The following is a 13,473-nucleotide window of genomic DNA, read 5'->3' as shown; positions in this document are numbered from 1 at the left end:
GTCTGCCCAAGAGGGGAAAATTCTTATGTCCGAAGACGTCGTCAAGGCCGATCCGCCGGAAGGCAGGCCGGTCGACGCCGAGACCGGCGCCGGCGCGCACGGTCACCGCAACCTCGGTATCGCGCTCGCGCTGATCTGCATGGCGCAGCTGATGGTGGTGCTGGACGGCACCATCGTGAACATCGCGCTGCCGCACATCAAGGACGCGCTCGGGTTCACCGACGCCTCGCTGCCGTGGGTGGTCAACGCCTACGCCCTGGCGTTCGGCGGCCTGCTGCTGCTCGGCGGCCGGATCGGCGACATCGTCGGCCGCCGCAAGGTGTTCATCATCGGCGTCGTCCTGTTCGGCGTCGCGTCGTTCGTCGGCGGTATCGCCCAGAGCGAGAGCGTGCTGCTGGCCAGCCGGATCCTGCAGGGCATCGCGGCTGCGGCGGCCTCGCCGAACGCGCTGGCGCTGATCACCACGACGTTCCCGGCGGGCAAGGAGCGCAACCGCGCGATGGGCGTGTACGCCGCGATGTCCGGCGCCGGTGCGGCCGTCGGCCTGATCCTGGGCGGCGCACTGACCGAGGCGTCCTGGCGCTGGACCTTCTTCATCAACACGCCGATCGGCCTGATCGTGGCGGTGCTGGCGTTCCGGTACCTCGGCGAGTCGGCCCGGCAGACCGGCAAGTTCGACCTCCCGGGTGCGATCACCGGCACCGTCGGTCTGACCTCGCTGGTCTACGGCCTGACGCATGCCGCCACCGAAGGCTGGGGCGACACCTGGACGCTGATCTTCATCCTCGGCGGCCTGGCGTTGATCGGGACGTTCCTCGCGATCGAGGCCCGCTCGCGGCACGCGCTGATGCCGTTCCGGATCCTCGCGAACCGGACCCGCGGCGTGAGCTTCTTCGTGATGCTCATCGTCGGTGCGGCGATGTTCTCGATGTTCTACTTCCTGGGCATCTTCGTGCAGAGCATCATGGGCTACAGCGCGATCAAGACCGGCCTGTCGTTCCTGCCGTTCAGCTTCGGCATCGTGGTCGCCGCGCAGGTCGCGTCGACGCTGGTGGCGCGCGTCGACCCGCGGTGGATCTCGGGTGCCGGTGGTGTGTTCGTGGCGGCCGGCATGTTCGGGTTCAGCCGGCTCGAGGTCGACTCGACGTACCTGGTCCACCTGCTGCCGTACATCCTGGTGCTCTCGTTCGGGATGGGCCTGATCTTCGTCCCGCTCACGCTGACCGCGGTCAGCGGGGTCGCGAACGAGGACTCCGGCGTCGGTTCCGCCGTCCTGAACACGGTGCAGCAGATCGGTGGTGCGATCGGCCTGGCGCTGCTCGGCACGATCTCCACCAGCGCGATCAAGGACAAGTTCGCCGAGCTGGCCCCGGGCCTGCAGAAGGCGGCCGAGTCCGGGCAGTCACCGGAGCAGATCAAGCAGCTGCAGGGGCAGTTCACGGCGCTCGCCACGACGCACGGGTTCACCCGGGCGTTCATCTGGTCGGCGTTCCTGGCGCTGGGTGCGGCCCTGATCACGCTGGTCGGCCTGTCGATCAAGCACAAGGACCTGGCCAACGACGGCCAGCCGGTCCACATGGGCTGATCGCCTCAGTACTCGAAGGGCCCGCTTCCCGGGAGGGGGAAAGCGGGCCCTTCGTTTGTCTACAGGTGTTTGTGCATCACGAGTTCGCGCCGTACGCCGTCCGGCATCAGGTCGCCGAGCTCGTCGGTGTCGACGTACCCGTGCCGCAGGTACAGGTTGTGCGCCGGGTCGTTGCCCGGGACAACTGACAGCTCCAGGGTCGTGGCGCCGATGCTGCGGGCCCAGTCCTCGATCGCGGTCATCAGCGCGTTGCCGACGCCCTTGCCGCGGCCCGCGGGCGCGACCCACATCGAGACGAGCTCCGCCGTCGCCGGTTCTTCGCCGGGGAAGCCCCCTGCCATGCCAGCCGGCGTACCGTCGATCGAGGCGATCACCTGGTAGGCGCCGGTCACAGAGAGCCGTTCCCGCCAGCGTTCCTCAGGAGCGTCAATCCAGTCTGCGAGCTGCGACCCGAAGGCGAACTGCGCTTCCTCCAGCGCGGCGAGCCGTAGCTCGCGCCAGGTTTTCCAGTCGTCCGGGCCGATTGCTTGTACGTCGATCACGCGCACAGGATCGCAGTCGGCCCGGAGTCTGGACCAGTCAGTTTCAGTTTCGGGGCGGGAACTTCGAGGAGACCCAGTCGCGGACGCCGCCGAGGCCGTCGCCGAGGTCGCGGAGGAACTTGGCCAGCGGGTCCTGAGAGCGGTTGAACGCGTCGGTGTACGACTTGGCGGCGTTCTTCGCTTCCTGCGAGATCGACGCGTCGCCGTCGTCCTGACGCTTCGGGTACTCACCGGAGACGATCGTCGTGTACTCGCCCTCGTCGACCCAGCGACGCAGCTCGTGCGCCCGGATCACGGCCAGCGGGTGCGACTGCGCCTCGAGCAGCAGCAGCTTCAGCACGCTGTCGCGCAGGTCGCCGGCGCTCTCGTACTCCGTGCCTTGCGCGAGGAACGCGGTGGTGTCGAGTTCGTTCAGCTGGCCGCCGCTCGCGAGCTTCATCTGGACGCGCAGCGCGACCGCCGGGTCCTGGACCGCGAGCAGACCGGCGCGGTCACCGGACAGCTCCGCCTTACGGGACCACTCGTGCAGGGCGGCGATGATCGCGCGTACGCCGAGCGCGCCGATCGGCATCCAGCCGATGGCGCCGGTGAGGCGCATCAGCCAGAGCAGGAGCGACTGGTACAGCGCGTGCCCGCTCTGCGCGTGGCCGAGCTCGTGACCGAGGACGAACCGCAGCTCCTCCTCGTCCAGGCCCTGCAGCAGTGCGCTGTTCACCACGATGAACGGCTTGTCCATGCCGATCGTGACCGCGTTCCAGATCGGGCTGTTGGTGACGTACAGCTCGGGGAGCTCGCGGACGTCGAGCGTCGAGGCTGCCTCGGTGTAGAGCCGGTTCACGGTCGGGAACTGCCGCTCGTCGACCCGGATCGCCGATCCGAGGTACTGCAGCCGGAACGCGCGCTCGTTGATCAGTCCCGACATCTTCCGCAGGACGTAGTCGAACCCCTTCAGCTGCCGCAGCGCGACGAGCGCACCGCGGTCCGCGGGGTGTTCCCACGCCCGCGAGCTGATATCGGTCAACGTCACCCGCTGCCGTGTCGGCCGATCACTGTTCTCGGTCATCGTTCCCCCTGCCCGGTCGTCATAGGCTCCCAACCTAGCTCGCGTTCGGGGTCGGCCCCTCCACCTCAGTCTTTCTCGTTCCTTCCTTCCTGCGCGGGTTGAGCGCTACAGCGAGCAACAACGTGGGGATCCAGCCGATCGGTACGGCGAACCAGCCGATGTGGGCTCCGGCCACCGCGGTCGTTGCGACGGAGAGCGCCGTACCGCCGAGCCAGTAGCCGAGGGCGTTCCCGGCCTTTCTCAGGGTCCCGCGGCGGTAGCCGACCCAGGCGAGCGTGAGGGTGGCCGGCAGGGCCAGGATGATCGACCCGAAGGTGAGGATCGCGAGGAGCAGCGCGATGTCGGCCGGCGTGAACTCGACGGCGCCGAGCGGGATCATCGGGGCCACCCGGCGTACTGCTGGGCGTGCAGCGGCTGCTGCATCGGCATCGGTTGGGGCATCGGTTGGGGCACGACGTACGGCGTCGGCTGGAAGGTTCGGCGGTGCAGGATCCGGTCCCGCTGGGCGCGGGGCATCAGGAACCAGGCGAGCAGCCAGAGCAGCGTCCAGTCGAGGACCGCCGCGCACCAGAAGATGTCCAGGTAGGCGCAGGCGGCCATGATCGCGGTCGACAGCGCGGTGCTCCACGCCCAGTACCAGAACCCGTTCAAGAGGCGGTGGCGGCCGCCCCGGAGGTAGCCGACCACCGCGAGCGGGCCGCTCGCCGGGACGGCGCCGCATACCGCCAGAGTCGCGATCATCAGCGCGACGAACCAGTCAGGGAGTTCGAACATGCGACTGATCCTCGCCGCCGGAGAGACGGTTGCAGAGCGTAGGAATACTCAAATCGGGTTTGACGTCCTAGCCTGGCCCGCATGAGTGAGGTTGACGGGGTATGCCGTGAGGTCGATCGCCGGGACGAGAAGGCGCGCGCCTGGGTGTCCGAGGCGATCCGGATCGTGGACGCCGACGCGAACCGGAGCGCGGACACGCATCTGCACGTGTTCCCGATGCCGGAGGGTTCCGGTGTGGACCTGTACCTCAAGGACGAGTCCGTGCACCCCACCGGCTCGCTCAAGCACCGGCTCGCCCGGTCCCTGTTCCTGTACGCCCTCTGCAACGGCTGGATCCACGAAGGCACCACGGTCATCGAGGCGTCCAGCGGCTCCACCGCGGTCAGCGAGGCGTACTTCGCCCGCCTGCTCGGCCTCCCGTTCGTCGCGGTCATGCCGGCCTCGACGAGCCCCGAGAAGGTCGAGCTGATCGAGTTCTACGGCGGCCGCTGCCACTTCGTCGAACGCTCCGGCCAGATCTACGGCGAGGCCAAGCGCCTGGCCGACGAGACCGGCGGCCACTACATGGACCAGTTCACGTACGCCGAACGCGCGACCGACTGGCGGGGCAACAACAACATCGCCGAGTCGATCTTCGGTCAGCTCTCGCTCGAGCAGCATCCGATCCCGACCTGGGTCGTGGTCGGCGCCGGGACCGGCGGCACGTCGGCCACTATCGGGCGGTACGTCCGCTACCAGCGGTACGACACCTCGGTCGCCGTGGTGGACCCGGAGAACTCGGCGTTCTTCCCGGCCTTCGAAGCCGGCGACCACGAGTTCTCCACCGGCCGCCCGTCCCGCATCGAAGGCATCGGCCGCCCGCGCGTCGAACCTTCCTTCGTGCTCGGCGTCGTCGACAGGATGATCTCGATCCCCGACGCCGCCTCGATCGCCGCGATGCGCTTCTGCTCCCGCGTCACCGGCCGCCTCGTCGGCGGCTCCACCGGCACCAACCTGTGGGGCTCGCTACGCCTGGCCGCCGAAATGCGCCGTACGGGCGCCCGCGGCAGCATCGTCACCCTCCTCTGCGACAGCGGCGAGCGCTACGGCAACACCTACTACGACGACGCTTGGCTCCGCACCAGCGGCATCGACATCACCCCCTACGCCACCACCCTCGAAACCTTCGCCACCACCGGCCACTGGACCGAACCCGAGTAGCTCCCGCGGACTGTGGCGTCTGCTCGGTTGGTACGGTGCGGGGCATGGGTCGGGTCTTGGTGACTGGGATGTCGGGGGCCGGGAAGACGACTCTTCTGGAGGAGCTCGCTCGACGAGGTCGGCGTACCGTCGACACCGACTACGACGGTTGGACCCGGCCCGACGGCACCTGGCACGAGCAGCGCATGAGTGAGCTGCTCGCTCAGCACCCGGACGTGATCGTCTCGGGAACGGTCGAGAACCAGGGCAAGTTCTACGACCGCTTCGACCACGTCGTACTCCTCACCGCCCCGCTCGACATCCTCATCGAGCGCGTGAGCCGCCGTACGAACAACCCGTACGGCCAAACCCCAGCACAACAAGCCGAAATAGCCCACTACGCCCAAACCGTAGAACCGCTACTCCGCGCCGGCGCAACCCTCGAACTGGACACCCAACAACCAGTAACCACCCTCGCCAACACCATCGAGGGTCTGACCTAGAGCTCCGGGAGGCCGTCGCCCACAGCGTGGCCTTCGTCGCCGGGGCTGTTCTGGTGCGGTAGCCAGCGTGGTGGTGGGGTTGAACAGGTTATTTGCTGTTCAACCCCGCCGTTTCCTGGGCGTTCGTCGGTGCGGGGTCAGGGCAGGCGGGCGGTTATGTCGTCGGCTAGTTTGGCGAGGAGGCGGCCTAGGTCGGTGCGGTCCTGGGCGGGCCAGTCGGCTACTACTTCGCGGAACCAGTCGACGATGGTCGTGGTGTAGCGGTTGGCGGCTTCGGTGCCGGATTCGGTGGCTTCTATCAGGCTGGCTCGGCGGTCGTTGGGGTCGGCTACCCGGCGGACCAGGCCGCGTTGTTCGAGGGCCTGCACCTGCCGGGTGACGTGGGGGCCGACGACCTGCATGCGGTCGGCGATCTCGCCGACGCGGAGTGCGCCGTCGGCCATCGACAGGGTCAGCAGGATCGATATCGCCGGGCGGTCCAGGGGCAGCCCGGTCGCCTCTGTCGCCTGCTGGGCGAGGCGGCCGCGGTTCATCGCCGTACTCAGCTGAGCAAGGCGCGGCAGCAACGCCAGTTCGTCAGGAGAGTCAGCGGTCACTTGATTACCTACCTTAGGTATGTTTATGCTGGAGCAACTAGATACCTAAGGTACATACTTCTGGAAGGGATCTCCATCATGACCACTGTGCTGATCTCCGGCGCCAGCATCGCCGGCCCCGCCCTGGCCTACTGGCTCGATCGCTACGGGTTCGAGGTGACCGTGGTGGAGAAGTCGGGGGTGATCCGCGGCGGCGGGTACCCGATCGACATCCGCGGCACCGCCCGCGAGGTCGTCGACCGCATGGGGTTGCTGCCGCGCCTGCAGAAGGCGCACGTCGGCACCCGCAGGATCTCGTTCGTCGACCCCGACGGGACGCCGATCGCCGCGATTCAGCCCGAGTCGCTGACCGGCGGTGCGGAGGGCCTGGATCTCGAGGTACGCCGAGGTGACCTGGCCGACGCGCTCTACGCCCCGATCAAGGACCGCGTCGAGTTCCTCTTCGACGACTCGATCGCGACGCTGGACGATCGCGGTGACCATGTCGATGTCGTCTTCGCGAGCGGCACAGCGCGCACCTTCGACCTGGTCATCGGCGCCGACGGCCTGCACTCCAACACCCGCCGGCTCGTCTTCGGCCCGGAGGAGCAGTTCCACCGGTACATCGGCTACGCCTTCGCCGGCTTCACCCTGCCCAACGACTTCGGGCTCTCGCGCGAGGGCGTCGTCTGGAACGTGCCGGGCCGCGCTGCCGTCTTCTACGCCCAGGAGCCGGACCAGGACGTGCACGGCTTTCTCACGTTCCGCCAGGAGGAGCCGCCGTACGACGCTTTCCGCAACCCGCAGGCCCAGCGCGAACTGGTTGCCGCCAAGTTCCCGGAGCAGAGCTGGCATGTGCCGCGGCTGGTGCAGGCCATGGGCGAAGCGGACGACATGTTCTTCGACGTGGTCAGCCAGATCCACATGCCGACATGGTCCCGCGGGCGGGTCGCGTTGGCCGGCGACGCGGCACACGCGACGTCGTTCCTGTCCGGCCAGGGGTCGAGTGTCGCGCTGGTCGGCGCGTACGTCCTGGCCGGCGAGTTGGCGACGTACGCCGACCACGCGACCGCGTTCACCGCCTACGAGCAGCGGATCCGCGGCTTCGTCGAACAGAACCAGGCCCTCGTCGAGAACGGCCGCAGCTCAATGGCTCCGGAAACCCAGGAGCTCATCGACGCCCGCAACGCCGCTCTCCGATCAGGAACCCCGGCCAGCGCCCAACGCCACGAAGCCCACACCGCGCTGGACCTGCCGGGGTACGGCTCAGCTGCCCAGCGCTAGCCCCACGCCAAGCCCAATGGCGTAAAGGAGTTCAGTGAGGCCGGTGAACTTCAGTACGGGGATGAGTGCAGGGCCGACCGCGTCGCTGAGGATGATCCGGGTCGACTTCACGGCCAACGGCAGTGCGATGAAGGCCAGGAGGGTCCACGGGGTGGCGATGACGGAGACCGCCGCGAGGAGGAAGGCCAGCGCGATCAGCGCGGCGTAGAAGCGGCGGGAGAGCGCGGCGCCGAGGACTACGGCGAGGGTGCGCTTGCCGGTGACCGAGTCGGTCGGGATGTCGCGGAGGTTGTTGGCGACCAGGAGAGCGCAGGCGATCGCGCCGACCGAGACAGCGCCGGCGACGGCCGACCAGTGCAGTGTTTCCGCTTGGGCGTACGTCGTACCGAGGACGGCGACCAGGCCGAAGAAGAGGAACACGCTGACTTCACCGAGTGCCCGGTAGCCGTACGGCTTCTTGCCGCCGGTGTAGAACCAGGCGCCGAGCAGCGACGCCGCCCCGACGACGAGGAGCCACCACGTGGTCGTTGCGGACAGCACGATGCCCAGCGCCGCGCCGATGCCTAGGCAGGTGAAGGCGGCGGTCTTGACTGCTCGCGGCGTGGCGACCTTGGAGCCGACCAGGCGGAGCGGGCCGACCCTGTTCTCGTCGGTGCCGCGGATACCGTCGCTGTAGTCGTTGGCGTAGTTGACGCCGATCTGCAGGGCCAGCGCGACGCCGAGGGCGAGGAGCGCCTTCCACCAGACGAAGCCGTCCAGGTACGCGGCCGCACCGGTTCCGACGAGAACGGGGGAGATCGCGGCGGGCAGGGTTCGGGGGCGGGCGCCTTCGATCCACTGGGCAGGGGTGGCCATGACCATCGATTGTGTCAGCCGGGAGCCGGGCGTCCGGAGGCGGGCCGTACGCTCGGTGTGTCATGTCTAGGTTGCGACTGGTTCCGGGGACGCCGGACGGGGTGTTGGCGGCGCTCGCCGGGGTGCTGGACGGCAGCGGTACGCCGTTTGCACCGGTGCCGAGCGACCCCGCCGCCGCTGCACGGGTGCACGACGCGGCCAAGCCGGACGAGCCGGTCGAGGACGGCTGTGCGGTGGTGCTGACTACCTCCGGGTCCTCCGGCGAGCCCAAGGGCGTGCTGCTGTCGCGGGAGGCGCTGATCGCGTCGGCGACCGCCACGCACGACCGGCTCGGCGGCCCCGGGCAGTGGTTGCTCCCGATGAAGCCGTACTTCGTGGGTGGCCTGCAGATCCTCACGCGCTCACTGGTCGCCGGTACGACGCCTGTGCTGCTGACCGACAACTTCACGGCGGCAGCGCTGGAGCTGACCGGCGTACGGCGCTACACGGCGATGGTGCCGACGCAGCTGGCGCGTTATCTCGAGACGGATCTGGACGCGCTGCGGTCGTTCGACGCGATCATCATCGGCGGTGCGTCCACACCCGAGCCGTTGAAGGTCAGGGCCGCGGAGGCCGGCGTCAACGCGATCCCGGCGTACGGGATGACCGAGACAGGAAGCGGTTGTGTGTACGCCGGTGTGCCGCTGGACGGTACGTCGATCGACCTGGACGACGGACGCATCCTCATCAAGGGGAGCACGCTCTTCTCCGGGTACAGGCTGCGGCCCGAGCTCACTGCGGAAGTACTGCAGGACGGGTGGTTCCGTACGCAGGATCGCGGCGAGCTCGTGGACGGTCGGCTGCGCGTCATCGGTCGCGTGGACGACGTGGTGATCTCCGGCGGAGTGAACGTCACGCTGACGACCGTACAGGCGCGGCTGCTCGAGCATCCGAAGCTCACGGACGCTGTAGTACTTGGCGTTCCGGACGCCGAGTGGGGGACGCGTGTGGTCGCGTTCGTAGTAGGTGAGCCGGCGCGCGATGAGCTCAGGGACTGGGTCAGTCAGACCCTCCCGCGGACGTGGGCCCCGAAGGACGTCGTACAGCTGCAGGCGTTGCCGATGCTTGCCTCGGGCAAGGTGGACCGGCAGCGGTTGCTGGAGGGCGTGCGGTGATCACGTACTCGATCGGCCTCAAGAACAAGTTCCGTGGCATCACGGTGCGCGAGGGGATGCTGTACGAAGGTCCTGCGGGCTGGGCCGAGTGGAGCCCGTTCCTGGACTACGACGACGCCACCTGTGTGTCCTGGCTGCGGGCGGCACGGGAGGCGGCTGAGGACGGCTGGCCGGCACCGGTCCGCGACCGCGTGCCCGTCAACTGCACAGTGCCGGCCATTGGACCCGAGAGAGCCGCAGAGATCGTGAGAGCGTCCGGCTGCAGTACGGCGAAGGTGAAGGTGGCCGAGCCGGGACAGACGCTCGCTGACGACCTGGAGCGCGTCGAAGCGGTACGGGACGCGATCGGCGGCGGACAGGTGCGCATCGACGCCAATGGGCTGTGGTCGGTGGACCAGGCAGTGCAGAACCTGAAGCAGTTGCAGCGGTTCGACCTGGAGTACGTCGAGCAGCCGTGCGCGACTGTGGAGGAGCTGGCCGAGGTACGGCGACGTACCGACGTACCTGTTGCGGCTGACGAGTCGATCCGCCATGCCGAAGACCCGCTGCGGGTCAAGAAGCTCGATGCCGCGGACATCGCCGTGCTGAAGGTGCAGCCGATCGGTGGCGTCCGCGCGTGCCTGGAGATCGCTGAGCAGATCGGACTGCCTGTGGTGGTGTCCTCTGCTCTGGAGACCTCAGTAGGTATCGCTGCTGGCGTCGCACTCGCCGCTGCGCTTCCAGAACTGCCCTACGCCTGCGGTCTCGCCACAGTCTCGATGTTCACTCAAGACGTGGTCGCCGAGCCTCTGCTGCCCATCAACGGGTTTCTGCCGGTCCGGAGCGTCGTACCGGATCCCCAGCTGCTGGAAGCCGCGCGTGCGGACGCGGACCGGACAAGGGTGTGGGAAGAGCGCCTGTCCCGAGTAAGGAGTGCCGGATGAACCCGTCCACGGCTTTTGCGACTGTGGTGGTCGACGAACTGATCCGCTGCGGTGTACGCGAGGCCGTGGTGTCGCCCGGCTCCCGCAGCGCCCCACTGGCCCTGGCACTCGCAGCCGCCGACCGAGAGGGTCGGCTGAGACTGCATGTGCGGATCGACGAGCGGACGGCGGGATTCCTGGCCATCGGCCTGATGCGAGGCAGCGGCCTACCTGTACCCGTGGTGACCACGTCAGGTACGGCGGTAGCGAACCTGCACCCGGCTGTGTTGGAGGCGTCGCACAGCGGGCTCCCGCTGATCGTGCTGAGCGCAGACCGGCCACCTGCCCTGAGAGGTAGCGGTGCGAACCAGACGACCGACCAGATCAAGGTGTTCGGCTCTGCGGTCCGCCTGTTCCACGAAATGGGCACACCGGTCCGTGAGATCGGTCAGGTCGCGTACTGGCGCTCGCAGGTCGCGAGAGCTGTGGCTACGGCAGTAGGAGCCCGCTCCGCCGACCCGGGACCAGTGCAGCTCAACTGTCCGTTGTCGGAGCCACTGGTCCCGACAGAGGGGCCGGAGTGGCCCGAGTCGCTGGCCGGACGCAGCACCGGCCCATGGACCTCCATTCACGCAGCAGCGGGCCGTCCGGCCGCTGTGTCGCCCGGACCGAAGACAGTGGTCGTCGCCGGTGACGGCGCATCGCAGTCCGCGCGGTTGGCGGCAGAAGCCGGACAGTGGCCGTTGTTCGCGGAGCCGTCCAGCCGGGCCCGGATCGGGCCGTCGGTGATCTCGGCGTACCGGTTGTTGCTGCAGGCAAGCACATTGGCGGGCGAGATCGAGCGGGTGCTGGTGTTCGGGCACCCGACGCTGTCCCGTCCGATCTCGAAGCTGCTGGCCCGGCCCGACGTCGAGGTCGTGGTGGTCGCGCCGACCGGGCTGTGGCCGGATCCGGCCCGCCGCGCCGCCTCCGTAGTCACCGCGCTCGAGGTCACCGAGGCCGACCAGACCGACTGGCTCGCCCGATGGCAGCACGCCGACCAGCTCGCCCGCCCGGAGCTCGACAAGGTCCTCGCGGACGGCCTCAGCGGACCGCGCGTCGCGGCCCTCGTCGGCGAGGCGGTCGGCGCCGACGGCATGCTCGTGGTCGCCTCCTCGAACCCGATCCGCGACCTCGACCTCGCCCCGATCGTCCCGATCCGCACGATCGCGAACCGCGGCCTGGCCGGTATCGACGGCACGATCTCGACCGCGATCGGCGCCGCCCTCGCGAACGCCGGCCCGACCCACGCGCTGATCGGCGATCTGGCCTTCCTGCACGACAGCAACGGGCTCGTCATCGGGCCAGACGAGGCACGGCCCGACCTGCGGATCGTGGTCGTGAACGACAACGGCGGCGGCATCTTCTCCACGCTGGAGCAAGGCGATCCGACCCATGCGACGCACTTCGAGCGCATCTTCGGTACGCCGCACAACGTGGACCTGGGCGCACTGTGCGCGGCCAGCGGTACGGCGTACACGCTGGTGGAGACCGTTGACGAGTTGCGGGTCGCGTTGACGCGCACGGTCGCCGGCCTGGATGTGGTCGAGGTGCGGATCTCCCGGGACGACCACCGGCCGCTGGGCGCGGCGATGGTCGCGGCGCTCAAGCAGCTGTAACAGGGACCTTCCGCGCCGGCTGCAGCGTCCGGAGGTGGCTGAGCAGTGGCACGGCCATCGCGATGACCAGCGCGGTCGTCGTGAGGATCGGGATCGTCGCGCCGCGCAGTGACGAGTTGAGGGGCGCGGCGATCGTGAAGATCAGGCTGACCGCGGTGATGATCGTGGTCAGCCGCCGTCCGGGGCGCGCGACGGCCAGGAACGGCAGGCACCAGAGGAAGTACCAGTCGTGCGCGCTCGGCCCGAGTACGACGACCGCGAGCAGTGCGACACCGACAGCCCTTGCTGCGTAGTGGATCGACGAGCGGAGACTCAGCCAGGCGATCAGAGCGAGTGCGGCGACCATTCCGACCAGGCGGACGATCTGCAGCGCCTGTGCGGCCGCAGTGTCCTCTCCTAGCCAGCCGAGTACGCCGGACGCCGCCATACCGATCAGGTTGGCTATGGAGAACGGTGAACGGACCAGCCCGGGTACGTCGAGCGCACCGAGCCACCCGGAGCCCACACCGGTCAGTGCACCGATGGTGACGAGCGTCAGCACCGACACCGCGCCCGCAATCACCAGACTGGCCAACCGGAGCACCCGTCCGGCCAGTGGGCTCATGACTGCAGCGATGGCGATCACGACCAGTCCACCCGGGAGCTTCACTGCAGCCGCTGCACCGGCCACGACTGCCGCCGTACCCCAGTGACCAGTCAGTGCCAGTGCGAACGCGCTGCAGGCGAGTCCGAGCATCAGTACGTCGTTGTGGGCCGCGCCGATGCCGTGGGTGATCAGCATGGGGTTCAGTACGACCAGCCAGGTGGCGAACGCCGGGTCGACGCGACATGCGGTCGCCAAGCGCGGTACGGCCCAGGCGATGAGGACTATGCCGAGTACGGCGAGGAGGCGGTGCGCCAGCATCAGCACGTACGGGTCCATGGTGAGGTGGGCGACCAGACCGCCGTACGCGAGCGGCAGGGGACCATACGGTGCAGGGGTCTGCATCCACATCGGGTCGACGGCCTCGACGATGTGGCCCGACAGTACGCCGGGACCCACGTCGTACGGGTTGTAGCCCTCGGCGACCAAAGCGCCCTGGGCCGCGTAGCTCCAGGCGTCCCGGCTGAACAGAGGCGGTGCCAGCAAGAGCGGTGCGCTCCAGCACGCCGTCATACGGAGCAGTGGGAGGCGTTCGCCGGCTATGACGCGCTTGCCCACGGTCAGCCAGGCCCAGGCCATCAGCCCGAGCCCAGCGACCATGAACGTCAACCCGACCATCCGGCCGGTCAACGAGTGGCGCAGCGGGATGGGGGCGACCCAGGACGACTCCGGCACCACCGACGTCACCAGGCTCGCCAGCGCGACTACGACAGCACCGACGACCCCACGGACCATCGGCGAGCGCATGGCCGGACC

At 68.7% G+C, this 13,473-nt stretch carries 14 protein-coding genes; 7 read left to right on the top strand and 7 right to left on the bottom strand.

What is annotated here, in order from left to right:
- Positions 1 to 25: 25 nt before the first annotated feature.
- The gene (locus OHB24_RS06870; RefSeq protein WP_327638094.1) at positions 26 to 1,585 is read left to right on the top strand and encodes an MFS transporter; all 1,560 of its coding nucleotides are present in this window, start codon (positions 26 to 28) and stop codon (positions 1,583 to 1,585) included.
- A 59-nt stretch (positions 1,586 to 1,644) separates the two neighbouring features.
- Here OHB24_RS06870 and OHB24_RS06865 read toward each other — a convergent pair whose 3' ends face one another.
- Genes OHB24_RS06865 through OHB24_RS06850 form a run of 4 tightly spaced genes read right to left on the bottom strand, consistent with a single transcriptional unit; the run spans position 1,645 to position 3,964 of the window.
- Complete coding sequence (locus tag OHB24_RS06865) at positions 1,645 to 2,127, bottom strand: GNAT family N-acetyltransferase (protein ID WP_327638093.1); 483 nt, start codon at positions 2,125 to 2,127, stop codon at positions 1,645 to 1,647.
- Between the two features lie 43 nt (positions 2,128 to 2,170).
- Positions 2,171 to 3,190 carry a M48 family metallopeptidase gene (locus OHB24_RS06860; protein WP_327638092.1) on the bottom strand — a complete coding sequence of 340 codons (1,020 nt, stop codon included), beginning with the start codon at positions 3,188 to 3,190 and terminating at the stop codon, positions 2,171 to 2,173.
- Positions 3,191 to 3,224: 34 nt separating this feature from the next.
- Positions 3,225 to 3,569 carry a hypothetical protein gene (locus OHB24_RS06855; protein WP_327638091.1) on the bottom strand — a complete coding sequence of 115 codons (345 nt, stop codon included), beginning with the start codon at positions 3,567 to 3,569 and terminating at the stop codon, positions 3,225 to 3,227.
- Positions 3,566 to 3,964 carry a hypothetical protein gene (locus OHB24_RS06850; protein WP_327638090.1) on the bottom strand — a complete coding sequence of 133 codons (399 nt, stop codon included), beginning with the start codon at positions 3,962 to 3,964 and terminating at the stop codon, positions 3,566 to 3,568. Before OHB24_RS06850 ends, OHB24_RS06855 begins: the two co-directional genes overlap by 4 nt.
- Positions 3,965 to 4,045: 81 nt before the next feature.
- Here OHB24_RS06850 and OHB24_RS06845 point away from each other — a divergent pair, with 81 nt between their 5' ends.
- Entirely contained in the window at positions 4,046 to 5,164 is a 1,119-nt protein-coding gene (locus OHB24_RS06845) for a PLP-dependent cysteine synthase family protein (protein ID WP_327638089.1), read from the top strand.
- A gap of 44 nt (positions 5,165 to 5,208) precedes the next feature.
- Positions 5,209 to 5,646, top strand: a complete 438-nt coding sequence (locus OHB24_RS06840) for an AAA family ATPase (protein ID WP_327638088.1) — start codon at positions 5,209 to 5,211, stop codon at positions 5,644 to 5,646.
- A gap of 137 nt (positions 5,647 to 5,783) precedes the next feature.
- Here the strand turns inward: OHB24_RS06840 and OHB24_RS06835 are convergent, their stop codons facing one another.
- Positions 5,784 to 6,242 carry a MarR family winged helix-turn-helix transcriptional regulator gene (locus OHB24_RS06835; RefSeq protein ID WP_327638087.1) on the bottom strand — a complete coding sequence of 153 codons (459 nt, stop codon included), beginning with the start codon at positions 6,240 to 6,242 and terminating at the stop codon, positions 5,784 to 5,786.
- A gap of 78 nt (positions 6,243 to 6,320) precedes the next feature.
- Here OHB24_RS06835 and OHB24_RS06830 point away from each other — a divergent pair, with 78 nt between their 5' ends.
- Positions 6,321 to 7,505, top strand: coding sequence for an FAD-dependent monooxygenase (locus OHB24_RS06830; protein ID WP_327638086.1), 1,185 nt, complete (start codon positions 6,321 to 6,323; stop codon positions 7,503 to 7,505).
- Here OHB24_RS06830 and OHB24_RS06825 read toward each other — a convergent pair.
- A complete protein-coding gene (locus OHB24_RS06825; protein WP_327638085.1) occupies positions 7,488 to 8,360 on the bottom strand; it encodes a 1,4-dihydroxy-2-naphthoate polyprenyltransferase in 873 nt (290 codons plus the stop codon). The two genes, OHB24_RS06830 and OHB24_RS06825, sit on opposite strands and share 18 nt — an antisense overlap.
- A 62-nt stretch (positions 8,361 to 8,422) precedes the next feature.
- On the opposite strand from OHB24_RS06825, the gene menE reads away from it, so the two are divergent.
- From menE to menD, 3 genes are read left to right on the top strand one after another with little or no spacing between them, the layout of a single operon-like run.
- Positions 8,423 to 9,514 (top strand): o-succinylbenzoate--CoA ligase, encoded by a 1,092-nt coding sequence (gene menE / locus OHB24_RS06820; RefSeq protein WP_327638084.1) that lies wholly within the window; start codon positions 8,423 to 8,425, stop codon positions 9,512 to 9,514.
- Positions 9,511 to 10,437, top strand: coding sequence for an o-succinylbenzoate synthase (locus OHB24_RS06815; RefSeq protein WP_327638083.1), 927 nt, complete (start codon positions 9,511 to 9,513; stop codon positions 10,435 to 10,437). The genes menE and OHB24_RS06815 overlap by 4 nt, the downstream gene beginning before the upstream one ends.
- A complete protein-coding gene (menD, locus tag OHB24_RS06810; protein WP_327638082.1) occupies positions 10,434 to 12,074 on the top strand; it encodes a 2-succinyl-5-enolpyruvyl-6-hydroxy-3-cyclohexene-1-carboxylic-acid synthase in 1,641 nt (546 codons plus the stop codon). Before OHB24_RS06815 ends, menD begins: the two co-directional genes overlap by 4 nt.
- Here menD and mptB read toward each other — a convergent pair.
- Positions 12,061 to 13,464, bottom strand: coding sequence for a polyprenol phosphomannose-dependent alpha 1,6 mannosyltransferase MptB (gene mptB, locus OHB24_RS06805; protein WP_327638081.1), 1,404 nt, complete (start codon positions 13,462 to 13,464; stop codon positions 12,061 to 12,063). The two genes, menD and mptB, sit on opposite strands and share 14 nt — an antisense overlap.
- Positions 13,465 to 13,473: the final 9 nt, after the last annotated feature.

It is taken from the genome of Kribbella sp. NBC_00482 (assembly GCF_036013725.1).
Classification (GTDB): domain Bacteria; phylum Actinomycetota; class Actinomycetes; order Propionibacteriales; family Kribbellaceae; genus Kribbella.
Note: the sequence above shows the minus strand (reverse complement) of the source record. Positions and strands in the feature narration are given on the sequence as shown.

Coding starts and splice junctions, on each gene's coding strand:
- OHB24_RS06860 (WP_327638092.1), bottom strand. CDS start 3,190: ATGACCGAGAACAGTGATCGGCCGACACGGCAGCGGGTGACGTTGACC.
- menD (WP_327638082.1), top strand. CDS start 10,434: ATGAACCCGTCCACGGCTTTTGCGACTGTGGTGGTCGACGAACTGATC.
- OHB24_RS06830 (WP_327638086.1), top strand. CDS start 6,321: ATGACCACTGTGCTGATCTCCGGCGCCAGCATCGCCGGCCCCGCCCTG.
- OHB24_RS06850 (WP_327638090.1), bottom strand. CDS start 3,964: ATGTTCGAACTCCCTGACTGGTTCGTCGCGCTGATGATCGCGACTCTG.
- OHB24_RS06855 (WP_327638091.1), bottom strand. CDS start 3,569: ATGATCCCGCTCGGCGCCGTCGAGTTCACGCCGGCCGACATCGCGCTG.
- OHB24_RS06840 (WP_327638088.1), top strand. CDS start 5,209: ATGGGTCGGGTCTTGGTGACTGGGATGTCGGGGGCCGGGAAGACGACT.
- OHB24_RS06845 (WP_327638089.1), top strand. CDS start 4,046: ATGAGTGAGGTTGACGGGGTATGCCGTGAGGTCGATCGCCGGGACGAG.
- OHB24_RS06870 (WP_327638094.1), top strand. CDS start 26: ATGTCCGAAGACGTCGTCAAGGCCGATCCGCCGGAAGGCAGGCCGGTC.
- OHB24_RS06825 (WP_327638085.1), bottom strand. CDS start 8,360: ATGGCCACCCCTGCCCAGTGGATCGAAGGCGCCCGCCCCCGAACCCTG.
- mptB (WP_327638081.1), bottom strand. CDS start 13,464: ATGCGCTCGCCGATGGTCCGTGGGGTCGTCGGTGCTGTCGTAGTCGCG.
- menE (WP_327638084.1), top strand. CDS start 8,423: ATGTCTAGGTTGCGACTGGTTCCGGGGACGCCGGACGGGGTGTTGGCG.